The organism is Haloferax sulfurifontis (assembly GCF_014635105.1).
Classification (GTDB): Archaea; Halobacteriota; Halobacteria; order Halobacteriales; family Haloferacaceae; genus Haloferax; species Haloferax denitrificans.
In genome coordinates, this window is sequence record NZ_BMCI01000005.1 from 333,680 (window position 1) to 358,637 (window position 24,958).

Below are 24,958 nucleotides of genomic sequence, written 5' to 3' on the forward strand. Positions count from 1 at the left end.
ACGCGCGTCCCCTTCGCCCTCCATCACGCACCCACTCGCCCGCAATCGATGTCTCACGAACGAACTGACACGGCGACGCTCCTGACGCTCACCTTCGTGGTGTCCTTTTGTAGCTTCGCCTACGAGTTCGTCTACTCGGAGCTTCTGACGGTGATGTACGGCGGGACGGTCACCCAGTACGTCATCACGGTCGGCCTGTACTTCTTCAGCCTCGGCATCGGCGCGGCGCTCTCCGACGACCTCGACGGCGCGACCCTCGGCGGGAACTTCTTCCGCACCGAGGTGTTGCTCGCGGCCGCCGCACCCGCGGGCTTCCTGCTCATCGTCGGCCTCAACAGCGTCCGCATCCCGCAGGCGGTGCCCGCGGAACTCGTCTGGACCGTCGCCCGCCTGCCGGTCGTCGCCGTCGGGTTCCTCTCCGGGTTCGAACTCCCGCTTTTGACCCGCATGTTCGACGACCTCGACGACGACGGGTCGACGACGCCCTCGTGGCTCCGGGACGCCGGCGCGCGGGTTCACGACTCCGTCGTGGCCGCCGTCGGCACTCTCTGGACCGTCGAGCGGACCGAGGGCCGAAGAAGCGGGCTTTCGGTCATCCTCGCGATGGACTACGTCGGCGGCCTCGCCGGTGCCGTCGTCTACGCCCGCGTCCTCTATCCCGGCCTCGGCCTCATCCCGACGATATTCGTGTTGGCGCTCCTCAACGGAGTCGCCGCGCTCGTCTTCGTCGCCCACTTCGGCGAGTGGTCGTGGTGGCCCTTCAGCGACGCCGGAGCGAGTGACAGCGTTGCCACCGCCGGGAACGCGGCCGCCAGCGCGCGAGGCGACCGCTCGCTCTCGGCCGCTCGCGTCTCGAAGTCGCTCCTCGTCGTCTGTCTGCTCCTGACGGCGACCTACGCGGGCGTCGTCGCCAAACACGACGTCGCCGACGAGCGCCTGTCGCAACTCTACCTCGAACAGCAGATAGAAAACGAGTACTCGCCGGGCGCGATGCGCGCGACGGTCACCTCGCAGGAGACGACCGCCTACCAGCACGTCATCCGGTACGACCGCACGTGGACCGGCACCGGGCCGAACCCGTACTTCGACGGGCGAACCGAGCAGTGTCTCCGCCTCGGCGCGGCTGTCCAACTCTGCGAGAGTTGGGCCGACAGCTACCATCGGGGGCTGGTCGACGTGCCGATGTCGCTCGTCGACCCCGGTCCCGAGACGAAGGTGCTCGTCGTCGGCGGCGGCGACTGGATCGCCATCGACCACCTGCGGGAGTACGGCGTCACCGTCGACCACGTCGACCTCGACGGCGAGTTCATGCGCGACGCGAAGACGGACCCGTTCTTCCGCCGCTGGCACGACGACGCCTACGAGTACGACCGACTGAACACGACGGTCGCCGACGGCTACCGTTACCTCCAAGAGACGAACGAGACGTACGACCTCGTGTTGCTCGACATCCCCGGCGCGACCGACGACGACCTGCTCACGCTCTACTCGACGGAGTTCTACCGCTCCGTCCGGACGCACCTCTCCGAGGACGGCGTTGCGGTGACGTGGGGCTACTCGCCCGACTCCTACCCCGAACACCACAAGGCGTTCGTCAACACCGTCGGGGCCGCGGGCTTCACCCGAGAGCTTTCGTACTGGGTGCGCGAGGACCTCGACGACGACGGCGAGACCGAGCGCGTCGAGCAGTTCTACGTGCTCGCCGCCGGCGACCGCCCCCGACTCACCGGCGACGGCGCGACCCGGTACGTCCGCGCCCGTGAGGAGCACTACGGCGCAGTCGAGTGGCACGCGGTCCCGCACTACCGCGGCGTCCGCGAGAACTCCATCTTCCACCCGAACTACGACATCCTCGTCGATACCTGACCACCCATGCCCTCCCACCCGACCTCTCCCACTGAACCGCCCGCCGGAACCGAACCGCCCGCCGGCACCGACTCGTCTCAGCCGGCCGAGACACCGACGGAACTGTACTTCGGCTACAGCGCCGACGCGCCGGACCTGACGGCCGTGGACGTGAAGACGGTCGCCCCGGCGACGCTCGCGGGCGAACCCGCGGTCCTCACCGTTATCGGCGAGTCCCACTACGTCGGCCTGCCGGCGCTCGGCTTCCACGAGCTGTGTTCGTGCAAGCCGTTGCCGCACGAGCGGACGCACCGGACGCCGCTGTCCGCCGGCGCGGAACGCGAGTTCAGCTTCGAGAGCGACCGGCTCGACGCCCGAACGGTCGTGGAGGGTCGACCGCTCGACGCCTTCCCCGGTCCGGAGGCGGCGACGGTCGCCTATCGGTTCGACCCGGAGGCGTGGACCACTATCCGCGTCGCAGACGGCGGCTACGAGACGTACCACACCTATCCGGAGCACGACCTCGCGCTGTACACCGAGACGACGATGACGCCCAGACGAGCGACTCAGCGATAACTCCCGAACGACAGACCCACCGATGACCCGAAACGCTTCCACCTACGACGGCGACGTGACGCTCAACGGCTCCGAACGACCCCCGGTCGAACTCCGCGACCCCGCGGACGTGTTCGTCGGCGGCGCGAGCGTCGCCGGCGACCTCACCGTGCAGAACGCCGAGTACGTCTTCACCCACGCCCCGGTGAGCGACGACGCGGCCGTCGGCGACGCGGCCGTCGAGACCGAGATTCGCGGCAGTCTCGAAGACGGCTACGTCCAGTCTGTCGACGGCGACGTGCGCCTCGACGACGCCGAAGACGTGTTCATCGCGGCCGACGCCGCCGACGGCGCGGTCTCTGCGCCGGGCGCGGAGAACGTCTACGCGGGCGAGGGGACGCCCGTTACCGCCCCCGACGACTACGACGTGTCCACCTTCGGCTGGAAGCAGTCGGGGAGCGCGACCGACCCCGACACGGGCGTCTACGCGGTCGGTATGGCTCACGACATCGACCTCACGAAGGTCACCTCCGACGTGGAGCTCTACCTCGTCGGCCACGGCCACGAGGTGCGGGTCGAGGGCCGGGGCGCGGCGGTCTCGGTTCACTTCGTCGGCTACGACAACACCGTCAGCGTCGGGCCGTACCTCGCGTCGAGCGTCGAGACCGACACCGGCTTCGACAACGCCGTCGACGCCGACCCCTACCCGGCCGAAGACCTCGTCGAGATGTCCCGAAGCGAGGCCTACTCGAACGCCGGGTTCGGTCGTCGGAAGGTGACGTTCCAAGAGCCGGCCGACGGCGACGAGTGGTGCCCGAACTGCGGCAAGCCCGCCGAGGCCATCATCGAGCGCCACCAGATGGAGGCGTTTTTCCTCTTCGGGCGGCCGCTTTGGGCCTTCGAGCGGAGCACTAATCCCGCCCGCGAGTGCGAACACTGCTCGCCCAACGCGATTCACGCCGAGCTCTCGGCGTCCGAGCGCCGCGAGATATTCGACTGACGCCGGCGGTCGTCCGAAGATATATATCAACTCACCAGACACTGTTGCATACACGACTGTCCGCGCGGTCGAGCGTCGCCCCGGCGCCCGAGCGCGCTCGCCGACTCCGACCCCGACCCGCCCGCCTCGATCGCAGTTCCCGCCACACCCGCTGTCCACAGCGTACCCGACCGCCCCTCCCCAGCCATGTCGAGAAATGAGTCCACGCCGGCGCTGATGTCCTCTTCGTCGTGCCGGTACACGTTCGACCCGTCGGTGCAGACCGACGCCCACCTCCAGACGACGTGGGAGTGTCCGCACGAGTCCCACCCCGAAAGCGAGTTCTGTGTGTTCCACATGAGCCGCGACGAGCGCGCCTCGCTCGACGTGACGGGCGAAGACATCGTCGACGAACTCCGGGCGAACCTCCAGTCGCCCGACACCCGCGTCAACGAGTACGTCGGCGCGGACCTCCCGCACCTCTCGCTCACCTACCAGGACGTCAACGGCGCGACGAACCACGTCCTCAACTTCCAGCACGCCGACATCGAGGGGCTGGACCTCACTCACGGCCACCTCGACCAGGGGCTGATTCTCCGCGAGGCGACGGTCGGTCGCCTCAAACTCGACGAGGCGGTCGTCACCGGCGACGTGGACGCCCGCGACGTGACGGTCACCGGCGCGGTGACGGCCGACGAGGCGACGTTCGAACAGGACGTTCGCTTTTCGGCGGCGACGTTCCGCGGCGAGGTCCGATGCGACGAGACGGCGTTCCAGGGCGACACGAGTTTCGCGGACGCGACGTTCCACGGCACGGCGCGCTTCCGCGACGCCGAGACCAGCGGGAGCAGTCACGTCCTCGACGACAACATCACGTTCGCGGACGCGACGTTCCGCGACGACGCGAGCTTCAGACAGGCCATCTTTAACTACGTGACGTTCGAGGGCGCGCGGTTCACCGCCGGCTCGGACTTCGAACACGTCGAATTCGAGGGCGACGCGCGGTTCGACGGCGTCCGCTTCGACGAGATGGCCGACTTCGACGAGGCGCGGTTCGGCGACGACGCGAGCTTCGCGGACGCCCGCTTCATGCAGTTGGCCGAGTTTCGCGGCGTCGAGTTCAACGGCGGGAGCCGGACGACTCACGACGACGTGACGTTCGAGGGCGCGACGTTCGAGGGCGAAGCCGACTACAAACTCGCGCGGTTCCGCTATTCGGACTTCAAGGACGCCGTGTTCAAGGGCGAACTCAACTTCGACCGCGCGACGTTCACCGCCCGCACCGACTGCTACCGTCTCCGCGTCGACGGGGCGTTCGACCTCTCTCTGGCGTCGTTCGGCGGGCAAGCGAACTTCGACGAGAGCGAGTTCCGCGACGCCGTCGTCGCCGAGGAAGCGACGTTCGGCTGTGACGCCTCCTTCGAGGCGGTCGAGTTCCAATCTAACGCCCGGTTCGGCGAGGCGCGGTTCGAAGAGGACGTGACGTTCAAGACCGCCACGTTCCACGGCCTCGCCTCCTTCCGCGGAACGTTCTTCGAGGGCGAACTACAGCACCTCGACGCCAACGCCTCGTTCAACGAGGCGACCTTCGAGGCCGGCGCGGAGTTCGAGGCGGCGAACTTCACGAGCGCGTCGTTCTGGGAGACGACGTTCCGCGACCGGGCGGACTTCCGGCAGTCGGACTTCGAGACGGCGCGCTTCCGCGTGCTCGTCGGCGACCGCGACACCTACCTCGACTTCACCGACGCGACGCTCGACGGCGGCACGATTTCGCAGGGCTCCGGCGAGCCGACGCCGTACGACCTCACCCGCGCGACCATCGGCGACCTGACGCTCGAGGGCGACGGCAACGAACACGAGCTTCTGGACCACTTCCGCTTCTGTCTCACCGAGTTCGACCGCTTCGACTTCAGCGACCACCACGGCTACCTCGAACGCAACGACTGGACTATCCACGACTTCGTCGGCAACGGCGCGACCGGCCAGTTCGCCGTCGAACTGACGCCCGAAATCGCCGAGGAGACCTACCGGAAGGCGCAGGACAGCGCCAACGCCGTCGGCGACACCCCCGCGAGCCGCGAGTTCGAGTTCAAGCGCTACTACTACAACCGCCAGAAGAACTTCGACATCATCCTCAACGAGTACTCGCTGAACACGTGGTCCCGCGGCAAGAAGGTCGCCAGCGTGGGGCTGAACACGCTCATGCAGGTCACCTGCGGCTACGGCAACCGACTCCCGCGAATCGCGGCGTTCACGTTCCTCCTCCCGGCGCTGTTCGGACTGTGTTATGCTCTCGGCGGTCCGTTTCTGACGCAGGCGGGGAGCGTCTTCGACCCCGCCGCGGTCGACAAGACGACGATGGAAGTGCTCTTCGACAACGTCTACTACAGCTACATCAGCTTCAGCACGGTCGGCTACGGCGACGTCAACCCGCTCGGCCCGGCGGCGCGCGTGCTCGCGGCGAGTCAGGGGATGTTGAATGGCCTGTTCTTTACCCTGCTCACGTTCACGCTGTTCAAGCGCGTGCTCGGCGGGAGCTAATCGCGCCGGGCGGCCCGTATTCGGACCGGCGGCGCTGTTGAACTCATTAGGACCTGATAGAATTGTGCGACCCGGGCAGAGGGTGTTCAGCAAACCGACACCCGTCTTAGTGCATTTAGCGGAGTGAAATTCTGAATAGAGAAAGCGATTTACAGGCACGTCTGCAATCACCGTCAATGGGTAGCTACGCAACACCGCCGAATTGGACCGACGAATCGTCCGAAGATGACGAGCCTCAGGCTCGACTCGGTGATCTACTTTCAGGTCGACTTGCAGATGTTGAAGTTGATTCCGTTGAAGCGGTACGTGACGAACGAAGCCGAGAATGAAGGTCTTCGTCGATACAAATGTCTTTATTGCTAGTTTGACTGATGAACCGGGTCGTGGTGAGATTGCGACACAGTTGCTCAACGAAAGCCACGAGTTCTGTACCTCCATTCTGAATCTCATGGAAATTCGGTCAGTAATGACGAAGAAGAAGCGCGTTGAGCAATCCCGCGTCGAGTCGGTGTTGTCGGATATCTACGGTCGCGTGGACATCTACGCGCCCGAAATCAGCGACCAGATTGCGGCGTATGAATTACAGCGAGACAATCTGCTCTATACAATAGATTGTGTGCTTCTCGCATTAGCGAACGACGTTGATGCGACCATGGTCACCTTCGACGGGGAATTGCTCGATCACGGCGCTGTTGCACCGGAAGATTTGATTGACTGACCTCACAGGAACGGTGTTCTCGATGGAGCTATCTCGACTGGTGTCACAAAACACGATCTGAGCGTAGAGGTGCCACCTCAACCGCTGTTAAAATTTCCCAAAAAATCGATAATAATTCGATCACTCATTATCACATGGTCCCTCCGTCCACCAGACTCGCCGGGGTCGCGCTTACTGGTTCGTCATCTTGGCTGTTGTGGACTCGGAAGAACTCGCTGAACAAGACGTTTCAGACTCTCGTCACCGTCGCTCATTCGCTCACCCTACTCATTCGTCCGACCGCTCGTACACGTCCGGACGCGCGTGCTGGAGCGTCTGCATGTCGCGGCGAACCTCGTTCAGATGCGACAGGTCGATAGTCGCCGTGACGACCCCCTCGCGGTCCTGCGCCTTCGAAATCACGTTCCCCCAGGGGTCGACGACGAGCGTGCGGCCGTAGGTCTCGACCCACGACGGCTTGTCGCCGATTTGGCCGGGCGCGATGACGTACGCCTGATTCTCGATGGCGCGGGCGCGAAGGAGCGGTTCCCAGTGGTCTTTGCCGGTGTGCATCGTGAACGCCGCGGGGACGAGAAGCACGTTCGCGCCGGACTGCGCCATCGTCCGGTAGAGTCCCGGAAACCGGAGGTCGTAACAGATAGAGAGGCCGAACGTCGCGAGGTCGGTGTCGACCGTCACCGCCCGGTCGCCGGGCGCGACGTGGTCGGACTCGCGGTGTTCGACGCTCCCCTCGAGTTCGATGTCGAACAGGTGGACCTTCCGGTAGGTGTCGAGCACCTCGCCGCTCGGGCCGATGAGCGCCGACGTGTTGTACACCCGGTCGTCGTCGGGAATCCGCTCGAAGAAACTGCCCGTGTGGACGAAGACGCCGTGCTCGCGGGCCTTTTCGGAGAATCGCTGTACGGTGGGTCCGTCGGGCGACTCCGCGACCTCGGCGAACCGCTCTTCCGGGCCGATAAAGGTCGTCATCTCCGGGAACACCACGAAGTCAGCGCCGTCGGCCGCGGCCTCGTCGAGGAGTTCGAGCGCCCGCTCGACGTTCGCCGCCTTGTCGTCTCGCGAGTCTAACTGGCACGCGGCCGCGACGAATCGGGACATCTCGTCGGAACGCTACGCGGACCGACGGTATGGTACTCACGGTTGCTCGCTCGGGTCGAACTCCAGATAGACGAGTCGCTCGTCTCCGACCGTCCAGCCGTGGTGCCCCGGCGGGATGGTCGCGGCACAGCCGGCGGCAATCTCCGTCCGCGTCCCGTCGTCCAGTTCGAGACCGAGCGTCCCGGAGACGACGTAGATGTCGTGTGCGTTCTGACAGTAGTCGAGCTCTGTCTCACCGTGGCCGTCCTCTGTTCCCCATCCCGGTTCCAACGTCGCCCGCGTGACCGCCACGTCGCTTAGGTCGACCGACTCCGTGCGGCCGGCTTCGAGCGCTGTGGATTCCGCGTCGGAAAGCTCCGTGACGACTAGCTCGTCGACTTCGGTACTGTCTGTCATAGAACACGTACCCCGGCCGTGGTAGTATCACTTTCGTCGGTATCGAAATCTGCTCATAAAATGTAAGAGAATTTTGTGAACCGAGTTAATATATTAATTCAGATAGCTATCGACTACCGGAAGTCCGCCGACCTGACAGCTCCACAGTCTGCGAACATACCACGAACTGCTCAGACGCGGAGTACAGTTCGCACCCCGCCGTCGAACCCCACCAAGAGTATAAAATCTTACCAGTCTTACATACGTGCGTATGGTCTCGATTCCCCGCTTCAGGGCCCTCTCTCCGGAATGGAACGCCGCGCTCGTCGGGGTGATAGCCTCGCTTCCCGTCAGTGCCGTGGTGAACTGGCTCCCGAACTCGGAGACGACCGTCGGTGCCGGTATGATGATATTCGGGTCGGTCATCGCGGGAGTCGTCGCCGCGGCCCGTTCGGCGGATTCGGACGCTTCCGGACTCTACGCCGGTTTTCTTGGTGGTGTTCTAGAACTGGTCATATTCGCGGTGACGAAGGGAACGACGGCCGCGTGGCCGCTGTCCAGAGTCGCGTTCTTCGCGTTCGCCGGCGGAGCAGTCCTGTGTCTCGCCTCCGTGTTCGGTCTGGGATGCGGTCGAATCGGCGGGTGGGTGGTCCGAGCCGTTGCCTCACGGTGGAACTCTCCCGTGAGTACGTCGTAGCCTCCTCGCGATAGCTCATACCGAATTACCAAAATCTAGATATATATTTGAAACTGATATATTGGTCGGTGTTGATGCTCGATTCCGAGCTCGGACATCACCTCGGTTCTCCCAGCGACGAGAATACGAATTCGTTCAGCAACGATGGTGATATTCGTTCCTCAGCGGGGAACAGTCTCCGCGGCGACGCGCGACGCTCCGCTCACTCGTCGACGGGTTCGAGCGGGTCGGTCTTCCCCCACCGCGCCGACGCGCCCTCGGTCGGTGCCGCCCACTCGACGGCGTTGTCGATGACCCGTTTGACCTCGTCTTGGTGGAAGATGGGGTACTCCTCGTGGCCCGGTCGGAACGCGAAGATTCGCCCGCGGCCGCGGCGATAGCAGACGCCGGAGCGGAACACGTCGCCGCCTTCGAACCACGAGATGAAGACGGTCCTGTCGGGTTCCGGGATGTCGTAGGGCTCGCCGTAGGTCTCCGTCGCCGGGATGACGAACTGCTCGTCGAGGCCGTCGGCGATGGGATGGCCGGGGTCCGCGACCCACACGCGTTCGCGCTCGCCACCGTGGCGGTACTTGATGTTGCAGGTCGTGCCCATCAGCCGCGTGAACGGCTTCGAGTTCTTCCCCGAGTGGAGCGGGACGAAGCCCATCCCCTCGTGGACGCGGTCGACGACGCGCTCCGCGGCGGCGTCTGTCACCTCGTCGTTGGCGCAGTGAGACCACCAGACCAACACGTCCGTCGCGTCCAGCGTCTCCTCGTCTAACCCGTGTTCGGGCTCCTGTAGCGTCGCCGTTCGCACCTCGCGGTCCGGTCCCTCCAGATGCTCCGCGATGGTCCCGTGGATTCCCTTCGGATACCGCTCCGCGACTTCCGGTTCCTCTCGCTCGTGGACGTTCTCGTTCCAGACGGTGACTCGTGTCGGCATGCGCCATACTGTTCGCCCCCGTTGATAAATTCTCTCACCCCGAGCGTGACGGCGGTCCTCGTTCACTCGCAAAATACGTTCCCCAATCGGGAACAACGTGTAATAAGAGAGAAGAACGGCTATCGGCGACGAATATTGGATTTCAGCTATCATAGCTGACGAACTACGAGCTGTCGCCCCCGATATTTCGACCCGTTTGCGTTACAGACGTATGCATGTAATGTCGGTCTGGTGGGCTTCTCTCACGGCCCTTGTCCCGCATTCACATGATACTCCCTGATTAATAATTCCCGATACGGGAACAGCGTTCGGCTCGGAGTTTCCGGTCCGAGACGGCTTGATAGCTAATCGCCGGTTTCGAGACTTCTCAGTCGCTCTCCCGAATAGTGAGATTCCACACGTCGAATACTGACGTTCCCCTGATGGGAACGAATCTGCGGTTTTCGAATCCTCGTACGCGTCTTCCGAACTCCGCGCGACGCGGCCGGAGCCCCGCTTACGACCCCGTCTCCGACCACGGGTGGTCGTAACTCGGGTCATCGACGAAGCGGTCGAGGCCGGCGCGAATCGACATTCGGCTTCCGGCGGGGAGTCGCACCCGGAGCGCGTCCGCGCCGTTGTCTCTCCCGTCGCTTGTCTCGTCCGCGTCACCCTCGCCGTCGTCGACGCCCCGCTCCGCCCCGTCGGTCTCGACCGCGGTGAATCGGTGTTCGCCGTACGCGCCGGCTTGGACGACGGCCTCCTCCCGTCTCGCGCCGGCGTTGACGAGCGTCAGTTCGACCCCCTCGCTCGTCACCGACTCGACGAGCGCGGCGACGCCCGCCGGCAGTCCCGGTCGCTCTCTTCGGGCGTCGAAGTGGCGCACCTGGGCCATGACGAGGCCGCCGTAGTAGACCGGCTGTGGCGCACCCATGGTGAGTTGGAGTAGGGCCTTGTGGAACGCCGGGTTCCGGTCTCTGAGGTAGTCCTCGTCGACGGTCGTCGGTTCGTTCCCCTCGGCGTCGAACAGGCGCAGTCGCTCGTCGACGTGTTCGCGCGTCGCGTCGAGGATTCGGCCCGGGTAGTCCGGGAACTCTCCGTCGAGGTAGGCGAGCCACGCGTACTCGTGGCCGTCGTCGTGTTTCGTCTTCGCGCGCGGGTCGACCCGCCGCCAGTCCTGCTTCCCCCAGTCGCGGAGCCGGCGGACCCGCTTTCGGTCCTCCTCGCGCATCGACATGTACCAGAGGTGGACCGCGTAGGGGTCGTCGGTGTGCGGCTGGAACTCGTACCAGCCGTCCCGCCACAGCACTTCCCCGTCGTCCTCCGTGAGGACGCCCGAGGCGTCGTAGTGGTAGTCTCCCTCGCCGCCGTACTTGTGCGGGATGTAGAGGGTGCTGTGTACGTCGTCTTCGGTGACTTCGATGCCGTTCTCGACGAGGATGTCGAGTTGCGACCGCGGGAAGTCGAGATACTCTCTGTCGCCTTCGAGCAGGACCGCGTTCTCGGCGGCGACCGTCGGCCCGATGCCGATGTAGTGCCACCCGCCCCACGACCAGCCGTAGTAGCCGCCGTACCACGAGCCGTCGGTGTACTCGCCGATTTCACCGGAGCGCCCGACGCTGTCGGGGATGATGCCGCCGTTTTCGGCCGTCCGCTCCCGCCACGCGTCGAGGTAGTCGGTCACCCACTCCCGGTAGTCGTCGTCGCCCGTGTGGAGATAGGCGTTCGTCATCAGGCTCGTGATGTTGAGGTTCAGCGGGATATCGCCCTTCGCGCAGCGCTCGTTCAGCACCTCGAACAGGCGCTCTTCGTTCGCCGGGTCGAGGAGGTCCGCGGCCTCGTCGAACTCTAAATCCCGCCACGGGAGGCCGTGTCTGGCCCAGCGGTAGTCCGCGCCGTAGGGGTGGTGTTCGTAGGCGGAGAAGTCGCAGAACTCCGGGCCCATGCTCCCGTTCATCGGCCCGCGGACCACCCGATTTTCGGCGTCGTAGTTCCCCGTCTCCGAGTCGGCGGTGTAGAGGTCGGCGAACTTCGTCGCTCGGTCGACGACCGCGTCGTCGTCGGGCGCGGCGAGGCCCATGTTGTACGTGTAGAGGTTGCCCTCCCCGAGGTGGAACCAGTCGCGGCACTGTTCGAACTCGTCGACGACCATCGGATGGCCGAACGGCGTCTCCGTCGCCGCGCCGCGTTCCAACGCGGACTCGTACACGCGACGGGCGTGGTCGAGCAGGCGTTCGTCGCCGCCCATCGCGTACACGAGCGGCCAGTTGTAGAACCCCTCGACCACGTCGTCGAAGCCGTCGACGCCCACGTGGTCGTCCGGCGGCCAGAACGGCTCCCCGTCGGGGCCGGTGTAGTCGTCGACGAATCGGTCGACCGCGTCGGCCGTCAGGTCGAACAGTGCTCGCTGTTTGTGCGCCCACGTCGGCGGTCGAGTCGCCTCGGCGGTCGCTTCGAACTCGCGCATGCCAACATACCCCGCGTCTCGGGTGATGAATATTTGGGTCGCGCGAGTCGCGGCGCTCCGGGGGTTCGGGCGACGACGCTCCGTCCGACCGCGTCGTCGGCGAACCTCCCGGTTCAGTCGTCACTCACCGTGCCGACACCGCGCGGCTCGACCTCGTCGCTACCGCGGTTATGCCAGTCGCTCTCGCGGCCCTCGGTCGGTCGGTCGCTGGTTGTCGTCGGTCGCTGGTTGTCGTCGGTCGCTGGTTGTCGTCGGTCGTTGGTTGTCGTCGGTCGGCGTCTTCCGTCGGTCGCGCTCAGTCGATGAGGCGCTCGATATCGTCGTCGAGTTGGTCGTACAGTTCTTCGGCGCGGCGCTCGTCGTCGGCCGACAGCGGGCGAATCGGCTCGCGGACTCCCCCGCCGTGCAGGCCGGCCAGTTCGAGGCCTTTCTTCACCGCCGGGACGCTGATAGCGCCATCGAGGGTGTTGTTCTGTCCAGTCTGGTCGCGGAAGTTCTGGTAGGGCAGACAGATGTTCCGAAGCTCGCGGGCGCGCTCCCAGTTCTCTTCGGTGAGTGCGTCGAAAAGTTCGAGCCCGACCTCCGGCCGGAAGTTGCTCACGCCCGCCGAGAATCCCTCGATGCCCTCGTTCCAGAACGAGACGGCGAAGGGTTCGGCGAGGCCGTCCACCCAGACCACGTCGTCGCCGGTGGCGCTGGCGGCCGCGCCGAGTTTCACGGCGTCTTCGATGGCGTACTTGATGCCGACCACGCCGTCGAGCCCCGCGAGGTCACGGAGATAGTTGATTGACGGGTCGAATCCCTTGACGTACGGCACCAGCGGGGCCGACGAGGCGTCTGCGAGTTTCTCGTAGTAGCGAAGCAGGCCGCGCTCGTGGACGTACGTGTGGTCCGGCGGCATTATCATCATCCCGTCGACGCCGATGCGGTCGTAGGCTTCGATGAGTTCCCGCGCGCCCGCCGTGCTCCCGCCGACGCCGGCGAGGACGCACACGTCGGACGGGAGCGCATCGACGGCCGTCTCCGTCACGTCGACGCGTTCCTGCTGGGACAGCGAGTGGTACTCGCTGATGTTCGCCGACGCGAGGAACGTGCGGATTCCCCGGTCGTAGAGCGTCGTCGCGTTCGTTGCCAGTTCGTCGTGTTCGATGTCGAGGTCGTCGTCGAACGGGGTGAGGAGCCCGGCGGCGACGCCGCGCAGGTGCTCGCGCACACCGCTCTCTGCGAGTGGCATACCCGAACCACCGGGCACTCGCGCATAAAATCTTCGGACAGGGGGGTCGAGCGCGACCACGAGCGCCCGAGGACCGTCAAAACAGTTATCTGCCCCATCTCTGTAGTCGAACCCATGCCGCGTCAGACAGACTCGTCTCCAATCGCCGTCGGAGTCGTCGGCCTCGGAAGCCTCGGTCGTCGGCTCTGTCAACAGTTCGTCGAACTCCCCCGGTCGGAACTCGTCGCAATCTCCGACGTGGACCCCGACGGCCTCGCCGAGGTCGGCGACTCCTTCGACGTTCCCGAGGCGCACCGCTACCGGTCGTTCGAGGCGTTCCTCGATTCGGCCCCGATGGACGCCGTCGCCGTCGCGACGCCCAACGGCCTGCACTACGAGCAGACCTCGGCCGTGTTGGACCGCGGCCTGCACGTCCTCTGCGAGAAGCCGCTCGCGACCGACGCCGAGGAGGCCTACGAACTCACGACCCGCGCCGAGGCGAGCGACCAAACCGTGATGGTCGGCTACCAGCGACACTTCAACCCGGCCTACAAGCGCGCCCGCGACGAGTGGGCCGACGGCGACCGCGTCCCGCGGTTTATCACCGGTGAGGTGACCCACGACTGGCAGTCCTACTACGAGAAGGAAGACGACTGGCGGATGAACCCCGAACTGAGCGGCGGCGGCCACCTCCTGAACGTCGGCACGCACGTCATCGACGCCATCCTCTGGACGACCGGCCTCACGCCGACGCACGTCAACGCCTACGTCGATTTCCACGACGACGAGCAGGTGTTCGACCGCCAGTCCTCTATCAACATCGAGTTCGCGGAGGGCGCGATAGCGAACGTCTCCGACACGGGCGTCGTCGCGCGGACCCGCGAGCACGTCCACATCTGGGACGACGAGGGGGCGATATACCTCGAAGGCCACGAGTGGGACGACCGGACCGGCTACGTCATCGACGACGAGGGGACCGAACACCATCCCTACGACGGCTACGAGCGGTGGCTGAGCAAGGGCACCGCGTTCCTCGACGCGATAGAGACCGGCGAGACGCCGCCCGCGACCGCCCGCGACGGCCTCAAGGCGGTGCTCATCACGATGGCGACCTACGAGTCGGGTCGGCGGAACGAGCGCGTCGCCCTCGACGAGCTCTACCCGTTCGCGTCCGACGTCTTCCAGTAGCGCGCTCTCCTCTCCTCTCCTCTCCTCTCCTCTCCTCTCCTCTCCTCTCCTCTCGGCTGTCTTCTCCCCGCGTCTCCTGTTGCGAGGCGGAGTTTTATTGTGGTGGCCGAGTCTGTAGAGGTATGCGAATCGCGACTGTCAGCGGATACGCTCTCTCGTCACCCATCGAACCGCCGCAGGACCGCCCCTTCCACGGCGGCACTCGTCGCCTGCTCAAACGCGACGTGGTGCTCGTCGTCGTCGAGTCGACCGACGGAACCCGCGGCATCGCCACCGCCGGCGCGAGCAGTTCCGCGATGCGGGAGTACTTCGAGGGCGAATCGCAGGGAACCTTCGCGGACGTCGTCAACGGCGCGGTCGCCGACGCGCTCGAAGGCGAGACCGTCGAGGAAGTCGAGGACGCGCACGCGATGCTCCGCGACACCGACCTCCCCGACCGACTCCGCCATCAGGCCATCTCGGCGCTCGACGTGGCGCTGTACGACATCCGCGGGAAGGAGGTCGGCGCGCCCATCTACGAACTGCTCGCCGACGAGTACGGCACCGACCCGACGACGGAGATGCCCCTGTACGCCAGCGCCGGGATGTACATGGAACCCGAGGGCTACGCCGAACAGGCGGCGACCATCCGCGACCTCGGCTTCTTCGGCTACAAGTACCGACCGGGCATCGGCCCCGACGGGGACCGCCGCACCGTCGAACTGCTCGCCGACGTCGCGGGCGACATGGAAGTGATGCTCGACGTGCACACGTGGTGGAAGATTCGCGACGGCTACGACCGCGAGACGGTCGAAGACGTCGTCACCTTCGCCGCCGAGCGGGACTGCTACTGGGTCGAAGAGCCCGTCTCGCCCGACGACCACGCGGGCTACGTCGAACTCGCGGAGACGGGCGCGCCGCTGGCCGGCGGCGAGAGCGAACCGACGCCAGAGGGCCTCGTCGCGCTCGGCGAGACGGGCGCGGTCGACTTCCTGCAGGGCGACGTTCGCCACCACTGCGGCTACACCGGCTGTCGCCCCGCGGTCGAGTCCTGCGTCGGCCGCGACGTGGAGTTCGTCCCGCACAACTTCGGGACCTGGGTCGGCCTGCTCGCCAACGCGCATCTCGTCGCGGCCGCCCCCGAGGTGTCGCTCCTCGAATATCCGGTCTTCGAGGACGACCCGCTCCTCGACGCCGAGACCGACCCCGGCATGTACCCCTTCGACCTCGCGTTCGACATCATCGAGGGCCAACCCGCCGTCGAAGACGGCGTCCTCTCGCTGTCCGACGCGCCGGGGCTGGGCGTCGAGGTGAACCTCGACGTACTCGACGACTACCCCTTCGAGAAGGGGCCGTGGACCGAGTTCCACTACGACGAGGACTGAGCCGGCGATTCGAACGCGCCTCGTCTGCCTCGCCTCGTCTGCCTCGCCTCGTCTGCCTCGCGCTCCCGCCCCGTCCGTCTCGCCGCGTTCGCCGTCTGCACAAGCTATAATGCGTCTCTCCGTGGTTCATTTTTCATGCACGTAACCGACATCGAAGTCATCCCGATATCGCACCGCCTCCCCGACGGCGAGGGCCTCGGCGACGCCCGCGGGTTCGGCCACGACAGGGCGACGACGCTCATCCGCGTCGACACCGACACCGGCGACGTCGGCTGGGGCGAGGCGTTCGCCCCGGGGAGCGTCGTCGCGCCCGTCGTCGACGAGTTCTTCCGCGACGACGTGGTCGGCATGGACCCCTTCGACGTGCGACGCCTCGCGGAGGAGTCGTACACAGACCCGTACCACTTCGGCGGGAGCGTCTTCGTCCAGAGCGCCCTCAGCGGCATCGACGTGGCCCTGTGGGACCTCGTCGGCAAGGCGACCGGCAAGCCCGTCCACCGGCTCCTCGGCGGGACGCCGCGGGAGACGCTCACCGCCTACGCCTCGACGATGTACTTCACCGAGGCGGACCGCGACATCGCCGAGCCGATTCGAGACGCCGTCGACGAGGGGTTCTCGGCGGCCAAGATAAAAATCGGCAACGGCACGGACTCCGACGTGGAGCGGGTTCGGACCGCTCGCCAACTCCTCGGCGACGACGCGCGGCTGATGGTCGACATCAACGGGAACTACCGGCCGCGACAGGCGATTCGAACCGCGAAGGCCATCGAGGAGTTCGACATCACGTGGATGGAAGAGCCGGTCCCGCCGGAGAACCTCTCGGGCTACCGCGAGGTCAAACGCGGCGTCGACGTGCCCCTCGCGGCCGGTGAGGCGCACTACGGCCGCTTCGAGTTCAAGCGCCTCGTGGACGACCGGACGGTCGACGTGGTCCAGCCCAATCTCGGTCGGTGCGGCGGGCTCTCGGAGGCGAGCCGAATCGCCGACCTCGCCAGCACGGAGAACGTGGCGGTCCGGCCCCACATCTGGAACAGCGCGGTCGGCCTCGCCGCGGCGGTCCAGTTCGCGGCGTCCGTCTCGGACTACCCGCACACGCGGCACGTCCCGGAGCCGATGATGGTCGAGTTCGACCGGAGCGAGAACCCCCTCCGCGACGAGATTCTGCAGACCCCGTTCGACCCGACCGGCGGCGAGGTTGACGTGCCGGAGGCCCCCGGTCTGGGCGTCGAAATCGACGAGGACGCGGTCGAACGGTACCGGGCCGACCGCTGAGTTCGGGTCGCTGACTCGCTTCTCGGCTCATTGCGCCGTCGAACCGACCCCGCTCTGTCCCGCCTCGCGGGATAGTTTTATGCGCCGGAGCACCGTTGCACCGGTATGCAGTCATCGTTAGTCGTAGTCGACAGTGCGGACTCCAACGAACGCCTCCTCGCCGAGGCGGGACAAATCGCGGCCGGCACGGACACGCCGCTCGTGCTCCTCACGCGCGTCACCGAGGACGAACTCGTCGAGAACGCCGAGACGTTGCAGGCGATGAGCGACGCCGCCAACACGTCGCTGGAGTCGAACTCCGCGCGGGAGGTCGCAAACCGGTTCGCGTCGCAGGCCGCAGACGAGGCGTTCGAATCGCTCGACGGGACCGTCGAGTACGACGCCGTCAGCGTCGTCGCCGAGGAGAGCGAGTTCGCCGACGAGGTGATTCGCGTCGCCGACGAGCGCGGCTGTGACCACGTCTACGTCGCCGGGCGACAGCGCTCGCCGACCGGCAAGGCGCTGTTCGGCGACACCGCACAGCGCGTCGTCCTCAACTTCGACGGGCCGGTCACCATCCTGACCGAGTGACGGCGCGACCGGTCCCCCCGAAACGACAGCTATTTGCGACCTCGTCTCGTCACGTGTTATCACATGTATCAGCTGTCGGAGCAAGCGGAGCCTGTACCGTCGGGTTCGTCCCGAACCATCGACATCGGCTACATCGGCGGCGGGAGTCAGGGGTGGGCCCACACGCTCATCAACGACCTCGCGCAGTGTCCGGACCTCGCGGGGAGCGTCACGCTGTACGACGTCGACTACGAGATGGCCTCGAAGAACGCCCTCCTCGGCAACCGCGTGATGGACCGCGAGGAGGCGGTCGGCGACTGGTCGTTCGAGGCGACCCGGAGCATGGACAAGGCGCTCGACGGGGCCGACTTCGTCATCTGTTCGATTCAGGACCCGCCCGGTGAGACGTTCGTCCACGACATCGACGTGCCGCAGGAGTACGGCATCTACCAGACGGTCGCCGACACCGTCGGTCCCGGCGGAGCGATTCGCTCCCTGCGAGCGATTCCGCAGTACCGCGATATCGCGGCGACGGTCCGCGAGCGCTGTCCCGACGCGTGGGTCATCAACTACACGAACCCGATGACGGTCTGCACGCGGGCGCTCTACGAGGAGTTCCCGGACATCAACGCCATCGGGCTCTGCCACGAGGTGTTCAAGACGCAGGAGCTGTTCGCCGAGCTGGCGGAGCGCCACATCGACGAGGCCGAGGGCGTCGCCCGCGACGAGGTCCGGGTCAACGTCAAGGGCGTCAACCACTTCACGTGGGTCGACGAGGCGCGCTGGCGCGACCGTGACCTGTTCCAGTACCTCGACGAGGAACTCGAACGCCGGAAGCCGCTTTTCGACCGCGAGCCGGGCGACCTCGACGCCGAGTCCTACTGGGTGAACAACGGGGAGGTCGCCTTCGACCTCTACGACCGGTTCGGCGTCCTCGGCGCGGCGGGTGACCGCCACCTCGTGGAGTTCGTCCCGTGGTATCTGGGCATCGACGACGCCGAGGAGGTCCAGCGCTACGGAATTCGGACCACACCGAGTTCGGCCCGCGTCTCCGACGACGAGGGCCCCGACGAGATGGAGCGCTACCTCGAAGGCGACGCCGAGTTCGAGTTCCGCGAGTCCGGCGAGGAGGCGGTCGACATCATGCGGGCGCTCGCCGGCGAGGGGACGTTCGTCACGCACCTCAACTACCCCAACGAGGGGCAGGTCGACGGCCTTCCAGACGGGGCGGTCGTCGAGACGAACGCGCTCCTCTCCGGCGACGACGTGACGCCCCTCTGTGCGGGCGGCCTGCCCGACGAGGTCGAGAGCATGGTCGAAACCCACGTCACGAACCAGGAGACGCTGGTGCGCGCGGGCTTCGAGGGCGACCTCGACCTCGCGTTTCAGGCGTTCCTCAACGAACCGCTCGTCACCGTCTCGCGCGACGAGGCGCAGGAGCTGTTCGCGAAACTCGTCGAACTGGAGCGGGAGTACTTCGCCGATTACGACCTCGACGCGTCTGTCTTGCGGGCGTGAGCGGCCGGCTCGGACTCACACTGACTTCCACCGACCGAGCCACCGATTCGTTCGCCGCTCCGGACCGCCTGTTTCGCCCGTCCGACTCGGGTTACTCCCCCGCGCCGTCGCTGACCCCCGTCTCGTTTCGGGCGTTTTCGTCTCCTCTGCTCGCGTCGATCCGCGGCTCCACGCCGAACCGGTAGTACGCCGTCCAGACGGCCGAGGCGACGGCGACGATGGCCAACAGCGTCGGCGACCACTCCATGCCGAACTGCTGGGCCAGCCACATCCCCGAGAGCAGGACCCCGAGGACGAACACGAATACGGTCAGGTCGGCGGCTCGAAGGTTCATGTCCCGACGTTCGGAACCGACCGGGATAAACGTTCACACGCCGCCGTCGACGCCGCTGGCGATGCCGCGGCCGACCCGCTCAGTCGCGGACCAGCCAGCCGACGGCGTTGCGGAGCAGTCGGCGGTAGTCGTCGTTCTCGAAGGCCTCGGCGGTGTGGCCGAGCGACGCGTAACACACTCGCCCCGCGCCGTACTCGCGGACCCACGCGACCGGGTAGTCGGTGAGGTCGGGGTGATTCATGCGCGCGAGCACGGTCACGTCGTCGTCCACGTCGACCTGATACGGCTCGTCGAACACCTCGAAGTCGCCGACGCCGTCGGTCACGGCGTGGTCGGAGACGATTTCGACGCCGAACGTCGACCGCTCGGGGTGTGTGAGAAAGTGGCCGCCGAGGAGGTCGCGGAGGTCGGGAAACGGCTCGTCGCGTTTGTCGAGGCCGCCGTTCCCGTCGTGGACGTTGACGAGGTCGGCGGCGCAGTGGAGGCCGAGGTACGCCCCGCCGTCGCGGACGAACCCGAGGAGGCCGTCGGACTGCTCGTCGGTCAGGGTGGCGTCCGTCAGGTAGTCCACGACGAGGTCGTAGCTCCCGAGGTCGGCGAGGGCGTCTTTGTCGGTCGTCGCGGTCACCTCGGCGGCGTCGCCGATGGCGGACTCGATGTGCGGTCGCATCTCCTCGAAGTCGTGGAACGAGAAGGTCGTCTCTCCGATGACTAGCGCTGACGGCTGTTGCATGGTCCGCCGTTCACGACCCGCGCGAAAAGCCGTTTCGGTGACGGTGACGACCGCGGTCGCCCGACTGTCTCCCTGACTATCGCTACCTGTCTGTCGTCGCCCGACTGTCGCCACCTATCTGTCATCTCCCGTTTGTCGCCGTCCGTCGCCTCGCCGACCGGGGCGACCGCTCACTCGAACTCGATGCGCCCGAAGAACTCGGGGGAGTGGTACGTCGGCTCCGGCAGGTCGATTCGGTTCCACGTCCCCTTCTGCGCGTCGGGGAGACCGCTCCGGTAGAAGTTCCCGCGCCAGACCGTGCCCGAGTCGAGTTCGATTGGGAGGCCGGTCAGCGACCGGAGCGTCGACCGCGGGAGCCGCGCCGCGAGCCACCACGAGTCGTCGTCCGGGGACGCGGTCTTCGTCGGGCCGGGAACTGACGTCTCGACCTCGACGGCCGCCGCGTCGGCCGGCGCGACGAGGTCGCGGCCGACGTCGCGCTCGCGCCAGTTCGGCTCCTGCCACGCGAGTTTGAACGCGCCGCAGCAGTTCGCCTCGAAGTTGAAGTACCGGCCCGGAGAGCCGTCGTCTGGGGGGTCTGGCGTGGCGAACAGTTCGACCGAGCTGTCCTCGAACGTCGGCCCGTTCAGCTCCGTCACGTCGGCGGTTATCTCGTCGTCCTCGACGTGGAACTGGAGGGAGAGCGCCTCCGCGTCGAACAGCGCCCTGACCGTCGTCTCCGGGCCGGGGTCGTCGCCCCACGCGTACTCGTCCAGCCGGGCGACGTTCGCCCGCTCCCACACCGTCCCGTCGACCGCGCCGGTCAGCGGGACCGCTCTGGCCGCGTCGATGCGGCTGACCTCGTAGGTTCGCATACGACTCACTCACTCGACCCGCCCGCAAGAGCGTTCCGGCGCGGGCGGACCCCCGCCGTCGCTCGTAGCGAGTCCGCGCCGCCGCACGTCTCGCCAATCTTTATTGGGCGGTAGCGTCACACCGAGTCGTAGTGGTAGTCAATCAGCAGGCTCGACCAGCGAGTCGAGGACAGCGGAGCGCGCTCGCGCTCATCGGCCTCTCGCGCGTCGCGTGCGGGTCGCTCTTCGGGACGGCGATGGCGCTCTATATCGGAGAACAGGGGTCGCCGTTCGCCGTGAGCCTCGCGTACGCGGCGTTCTCCTTCGGACTGTTCGTGTTCGCCCCGGTCTGGGGCGCAATCGCAGATATCACGGGTCGCCGGCGGGCGATACTCGTCGGGACCGCGCTCCTCTCGACGCTCGCGGTCGCCCCGCTGACCGTCACCGCGTCGGTCCCGCTCCAAATCGCCTGTCGGGGCCTCTTCGCGGTGTTCACCGCCGGGTTCCAGTCGGTGATTCTCACAATCGTGAGCGAGTCTGGCGGCGAGTCCGGCCGCGGGCGCTCCATCGGCTTTTACAGTAGCGCCCGCTCCTCCGGAGCCATCAGCGGTCGGCTGTTCGTCGGCTATCTCGTCGGCCTGCTCGTGCCGACGGACCTCTATCTCGTCGTCGTCGGTCTCGGCCTCGCGGCGACGCTCCTCACGCTCCGCGTCAGGGACCCGACGCCGCCGTCGGGGGCCACGCTGACTGCGGGCCGACTCCTGCGGGAAGTCCGGAGTCGACTCCTCCCCGGCGGCGCGCGGCGCGAACTGTTCGAGCGCACCGGCCTCGGCTGGCTGTACGTCGGCATCGTCCTCCGGAACATGACCGAGAAGGGGTTCATCTCGGTCGTTCCGGTGTTCCTCGTCGCCGACGTGGGTCTCTCGAACGTCGTCATGGGTGCCGTCCTCGCGGTCAGTCCCGCGGTTCGAGTCGTCTCGATGTACGGGTTCGGCCGCCTGAGCGATAGCATCGGCCGGAAGAAGCTCATCGTCGGCGGCCTCGCCGGAAGCGGCGTGCAGGCGCTCGTGGCCGTGCTCGCGCTCGTCCCCGATGGGCGACTCGCCCGCATCGGTATCAGTAGCACCGCCTTCGTCGTCCACGCGGTCACGTTCTCCATGCTCACCGTGGGAACCATCGCCTTCGTCGCCGACGTGGCCCCCGTCGACCGCGAGTCCGAGCTGATGGGCCTCCGATCGACCGCCCGCGGCCTCGGCGGCGTCCTCGGCCCGCTCGTCGTCGGCGTGCTCGCCACCCGGTTCGACTACGCCACGGCGTTCGTCTGCACCAGCGTCCTCGCGTTCGTCGCCGCCGGGCTGGTCGGACGGACGCTCACCGAGAGCTTCTCGCCCGAGTGAGCCGCGCCACGCCGTACGACCGCCCGGCCGCGACCCCCGCCCGTAAACGCTTATCACGCCGCCCGCTGACGTTCCAGTCGATGACGCCTACAGTCACAGTCACGCTTTCGCCCGACGGTGAGCGCCGATGACCGAGACGCCGGTTCGGGTCGGCATCGTCGGCTGTGCGAGCATGGGGCGGTCCCACGCCGAAGCGCTCGCAGACACCGACGGTGCCGAACTCGTGGGCTGTGCGGACCACACCCCGGAGACCGCTCGTTCGTTCGGCGAGACGCACGGCTGTCCGTCGTACACCGGCCACGCCGACCTGTTCGCCGACGCCGCGCTCGACGCCGTCTGCGTCTGCACGCCCAACGGGGCCCACCGCAACATCGTCGTCGACGCCGCGGCGGCGGGCATCGACGTGCTCTGCGAGAAACCGCTGGAAATCACGCCCGGCCGCGTCGACGACATGGTCGCCGCCTGCCGCGACGCCGGCGTCACCCTCGCTTGCATCCTTCAGCGACGGCTGATTCCCGCGATGCAGTTCGCCCGCGAGGCGGTCCGCGACGGCCGGCTCGGACGGCTCGTGTTCGCCGACGTGCGGGTGAAGTGGCACCGCGACCGCTCGTACTACGACGACTCGTCGTGGCACGGGAGCGCCGACCTCGACGGCGGCGTCCTGTTCACGCAGGCGCTCCACGGCATCGACCTGCTCCAGTGGGTCGCCGGCGACGTGTCGCGGGTCGCCGGCACCGGCGACGCGCTGTACCACGACGTCGACGCGCCCGACACCGCCGCGCTCTCGCTCCGGTTCGAAGACGGCGCGCTCGGGCAGGTGTCGGCGACGACGGCGACGCGGCCCCAACAGCCCATCAGCCTCGAATTCAACGGGACGGAGGGAACGCTTCGCGTCACCGAGACGGGCGTCGAACTGTTCGAGGTGAACGGGGAGAAACAGCCTGTCGACCTCCCCGACCCGCGGCCCGACGGCCCGCACGTCGCCCAGATACGCGACTTCGTCGAGGCCGTCTCCGCGGGCCGACCGCCGATGGTGCCGCCGGACGAGGCGAGAAAGGGAGTGGACATCATCTTCGCCGCCGAGGCCTCGGACAGCCGCGGCGAGTGGGTGTCGGTGTCCCCTCTCGGCGACCTCGGCGACGCGGACGACCGAGCGCGCTGACTCGCCCGACGACTCCCTCGCGCCCGCGGCCGTCAACAGCTATTTGAGCCTCTCCCGCGTCGCCCCGGTATGGAGCGCGTGACTCTCGGTATCATCGGTTGTGGAGCCATCAGCGACGTGTACTTCGAGGCGGGCAACCGCTTCGCCGCCCTCGATATCGTCGCCTGCGCAGACCTCGACGCGGACCGCGCGGAGTCGAAGGCAGACGAGTACGGCGTCCCCCGCGTCCTCCCGACGGAGGACCTGCTCGCAGACCCCGAAATCGACGTTGCGGTCGTGCTCACGCCGGCGGGAACCCACGGCGACCTCGTGTCCGCCGCCCTCCGAGCGGGCAAGCACGCCTACACAGAAAAGCCGCTCGCGGCGACCAAGGCCGAGGGCGAGGCGATTCTGGAGACCGCCGCCGAGCGGGGACTGACCGTCGGCGTCGCGCCCGACACCGTCCTCGGAACCGGCATCCAGACCTGCCGCGACCTCATCGACGAGGGCCGCATCGGCGACCCCGTCGGCGCGACGGCGTTCTGGTCGAACCACGGCCACGAACACTGGCACCCGGACCCCGACGGCTTCTACGCGGAGGGCGGCGGCCCGCTTTTCGACATGGGGCCGTACTATCTCACGTCGCTCGTGACGCTTCTCGGCCCGATTCGGTCGGTCGCCGGCACCGCGAACACGCCGTTCGCAGAGCGCGAGATAACGAGCGAGCCGCGCCGCGGCGAGCGGATTCCGGTGTCGGTGCCGACCCACGAGACGGCCGTCGTGACCTTCGAGAACGGCGCGACGGGGACGCTTCTGACGAGTTTCGACGTGTGGGGGTCCGAACTACCGGGGTTCGAGATTTACGGCACCGAGGGGACGCTGAGCGTCACCGACCCCAATCGGTTCGACGGGACGCCCCGCGTCCACCTCAGCGACGACGACGACGGCGAGTGGCGCGAGGTTCCCGTCGAGCGCGACCACCCCGGCCAACAGCGCGGCCTCGGCCTCGTCGACCTCGCGTACTCGCTCGATTCCGACTGGGACCACCGGACCAGCGGCGACCTCGGGTTCCACGTCCTCGAAGCGATGGACGGCATCCGCGAGTCCGCCGAAGAGGGCGCGTACGTCGAACTCTCGGCGCAGTGCGAGCGCCCCCCGTCGGTCCCCGACGGTTTCCCGCGTGACGTCGGTCCCGTGGATGACGCGGAGTGAACTCGGGAGCGGAGCGAACACAGGA

At 66.9% G+C, this 24,958-nt stretch carries 22 protein-coding genes; 14 read left to right on the plus strand and 8 right to left on the minus strand.

Annotated elements, in window-relative coordinates:
- Positions 1 to 48: 48 nt before the first annotated feature.
- The 5 genes from IEV64_RS15095 to IEV64_RS15115 all read left to right on the plus strand — a co-directional run bounded on the left by IEV64_RS15095 (position 49) and on the right by IEV64_RS15115 (position 6,638).
- Entirely contained in the window at positions 49 to 1,866 is a 1,818-nt protein-coding gene (locus IEV64_RS15095; protein ID WP_188424282.1) for a spermidine synthase, read from the plus strand.
- 6 nt (positions 1,867 to 1,872) lie between these two features.
- On the plus strand, positions 1,873 to 2,421 hold the full coding sequence (locus IEV64_RS15100; RefSeq protein WP_188424283.1) for a hypothetical protein: 549 nt from the start codon (positions 1,873 to 1,875) through the stop codon (positions 2,419 to 2,421).
- Between the two features lie 22 nt (positions 2,422 to 2,443).
- Positions 2,444 to 3,400 carry a hypothetical protein gene (locus tag IEV64_RS15105; protein ID WP_188424284.1) on the plus strand — a complete coding sequence of 319 codons (957 nt, stop codon included), beginning with the start codon at positions 2,444 to 2,446 and terminating at the stop codon, positions 3,398 to 3,400.
- Between the two features lie 216 nt (positions 3,401 to 3,616).
- Positions 3,617 to 5,920, plus strand: a complete 2,304-nt coding sequence (locus IEV64_RS15110) for a pentapeptide repeat-containing protein (protein WP_188424285.1) — start codon at positions 3,617 to 3,619, stop codon at positions 5,918 to 5,920.
- Positions 5,921 to 6,245: 325 nt separating this feature from the next.
- Positions 6,246 to 6,638: a putative toxin-antitoxin system toxin component, PIN family gene (locus IEV64_RS15115; protein ID WP_007274130.1), complete on the plus strand. Its 393-nt coding sequence runs from the start codon at positions 6,246 to 6,248 to the stop codon at positions 6,636 to 6,638.
- Positions 6,639 to 6,905: 267 nt separating this feature from the next.
- On the opposite strand, the gene IEV64_RS15120 is transcribed toward IEV64_RS15115, so the two are convergent.
- Together IEV64_RS15120 and IEV64_RS15125 are read right to left on the minus strand one after the other, a co-directional pair.
- Positions 6,906 to 7,736, minus strand: a complete 831-nt coding sequence (locus IEV64_RS15120; protein WP_188424286.1) for a carbon-nitrogen hydrolase family protein — start codon at positions 7,734 to 7,736, stop codon at positions 6,906 to 6,908.
- A gap of 36 nt (positions 7,737 to 7,772) precedes the next feature.
- The gene (locus IEV64_RS15125) at positions 7,773 to 8,132 is read right to left on the minus strand and encodes a cupin domain-containing protein (protein ID WP_188424287.1); all 360 of its coding nucleotides are present in this window, start codon (positions 8,130 to 8,132) and stop codon (positions 7,773 to 7,775) included.
- A 250-nt stretch (positions 8,133 to 8,382) separates the two neighbouring features.
- On the opposite strand from IEV64_RS15125, the gene IEV64_RS15130 reads away from it, so the two are divergent.
- A complete protein-coding gene (locus IEV64_RS15130; protein WP_188424288.1) occupies positions 8,383 to 8,808 on the plus strand; it encodes a DUF5518 domain-containing protein in 426 nt (141 codons plus the stop codon).
- A 202-nt stretch (positions 8,809 to 9,010) separates the two neighbouring features.
- On the opposite strand, the gene IEV64_RS15135 is transcribed toward IEV64_RS15130, so the two are convergent.
- The 3 genes from IEV64_RS15135 to IEV64_RS15145 all read right to left on the minus strand — a co-directional run bounded on the left by IEV64_RS15135 (position 9,011) and on the right by IEV64_RS15145 (position 13,413).
- Positions 9,011 to 9,733 carry a ThuA domain-containing protein gene (locus tag IEV64_RS15135; protein WP_188424289.1) on the minus strand — a complete coding sequence of 241 codons (723 nt, stop codon included), beginning with the start codon at positions 9,731 to 9,733 and terminating at the stop codon, positions 9,011 to 9,013.
- Positions 9,734 to 10,229: 496 nt separating this feature from the next.
- Positions 10,230 to 12,179, minus strand: coding sequence for a DUF8034 domain-containing protein (locus IEV64_RS15140; protein WP_188424290.1), 1,950 nt, complete (start codon positions 12,177 to 12,179; stop codon positions 10,230 to 10,232).
- 295 nt (positions 12,180 to 12,474) lie between these two features.
- Positions 12,475 to 13,413, minus strand: a complete 939-nt coding sequence (locus IEV64_RS15145) for a dihydrodipicolinate synthase family protein (protein WP_188424291.1) — start codon at positions 13,411 to 13,413, stop codon at positions 12,475 to 12,477.
- Positions 13,414 to 13,527: 114 nt separating this feature from the next.
- On the opposite strand from IEV64_RS15145, the gene IEV64_RS15150 reads away from it, so the two are divergent.
- The 5 genes from IEV64_RS15150 (at position 13,528) to IEV64_RS15170 (ending at position 19,283) form a co-directional block, all read left to right on the plus strand.
- Positions 13,528 to 14,580, plus strand: coding sequence for a Gfo/Idh/MocA family protein (locus IEV64_RS15150; protein WP_188424292.1), 1,053 nt, complete (start codon positions 13,528 to 13,530; stop codon positions 14,578 to 14,580).
- A gap of 122 nt (positions 14,581 to 14,702) precedes the next feature.
- A complete protein-coding gene (locus tag IEV64_RS15155; RefSeq protein ID WP_188424293.1) occupies positions 14,703 to 15,944 on the plus strand; it encodes a mandelate racemase/muconate lactonizing enzyme family protein in 1,242 nt (413 codons plus the stop codon).
- Between the two features lie 135 nt (positions 15,945 to 16,079).
- A complete protein-coding gene (locus IEV64_RS15160; RefSeq protein ID WP_188424294.1) occupies positions 16,080 to 17,216 on the plus strand; it encodes a mandelate racemase/muconate lactonizing enzyme family protein in 1,137 nt (378 codons plus the stop codon).
- Between the two features lie 105 nt (positions 17,217 to 17,321).
- A complete protein-coding gene (locus IEV64_RS15165) occupies positions 17,322 to 17,786 on the plus strand; it encodes a universal stress protein (RefSeq protein WP_188424295.1) in 465 nt (154 codons plus the stop codon).
- Positions 17,787 to 17,849: 63 nt separating this feature from the next.
- Positions 17,850 to 19,283 carry a family 4 glycosyl hydrolase gene (locus tag IEV64_RS15170; protein ID WP_188424296.1) on the plus strand — a complete coding sequence of 478 codons (1,434 nt, stop codon included), beginning with the start codon at positions 17,850 to 17,852 and terminating at the stop codon, positions 19,281 to 19,283.
- A gap of 91 nt (positions 19,284 to 19,374) precedes the next feature.
- Here the strand turns inward: IEV64_RS15170 and IEV64_RS15175 are convergent, their stop codons facing one another.
- The 3 genes from IEV64_RS15175 to IEV64_RS15185 form a co-directional block, all read right to left on the minus strand.
- On the minus strand, positions 19,375 to 19,617 hold the full coding sequence (locus tag IEV64_RS15175) for a DUF8074 family membrane protein (protein ID WP_188424297.1): 243 nt from the start codon (positions 19,615 to 19,617) through the stop codon (positions 19,375 to 19,377).
- 79 nt (positions 19,618 to 19,696) lie between these two features.
- On the minus strand, positions 19,697 to 20,350 hold the full coding sequence (locus tag IEV64_RS15180; protein WP_188424298.1) for a ThuA domain-containing protein: 654 nt from the start codon (positions 20,348 to 20,350) through the stop codon (positions 19,697 to 19,699).
- A gap of 170 nt (positions 20,351 to 20,520) precedes the next feature.
- Positions 20,521 to 21,204 (minus strand): carbohydrate-binding family 9-like protein, encoded by a 684-nt coding sequence (locus IEV64_RS15185; RefSeq protein ID WP_188424299.1) that lies wholly within the window; start codon positions 21,202 to 21,204, stop codon positions 20,521 to 20,523.
- 191 nt (positions 21,205 to 21,395) lie between these two features.
- Here IEV64_RS15185 and IEV64_RS15190 point away from each other — a divergent pair, with 191 nt between their 5' ends.
- The 3 genes from IEV64_RS15190 (at position 21,396) to IEV64_RS15200 (ending at position 24,933) form a co-directional block, all read left to right on the plus strand.
- Positions 21,396 to 22,580: an MFS transporter gene (locus IEV64_RS15190; protein ID WP_306452316.1), complete on the plus strand. Its 1,185-nt coding sequence runs from the start codon at positions 21,396 to 21,398 to the stop codon at positions 22,578 to 22,580.
- A gap of 127 nt (positions 22,581 to 22,707) precedes the next feature.
- A complete protein-coding gene (locus IEV64_RS15195; protein ID WP_188424301.1) occupies positions 22,708 to 23,742 on the plus strand; it encodes a Gfo/Idh/MocA family protein in 1,035 nt (344 codons plus the stop codon).
- A gap of 69 nt (positions 23,743 to 23,811) precedes the next feature.
- On the plus strand, positions 23,812 to 24,933 hold the full coding sequence (locus tag IEV64_RS15200) for a Gfo/Idh/MocA family protein (RefSeq protein WP_188424302.1): 1,122 nt from the start codon (positions 23,812 to 23,814) through the stop codon (positions 24,931 to 24,933).
- The last annotated feature ends 25 nt before the right edge of the window (positions 24,934 to 24,958 follow it).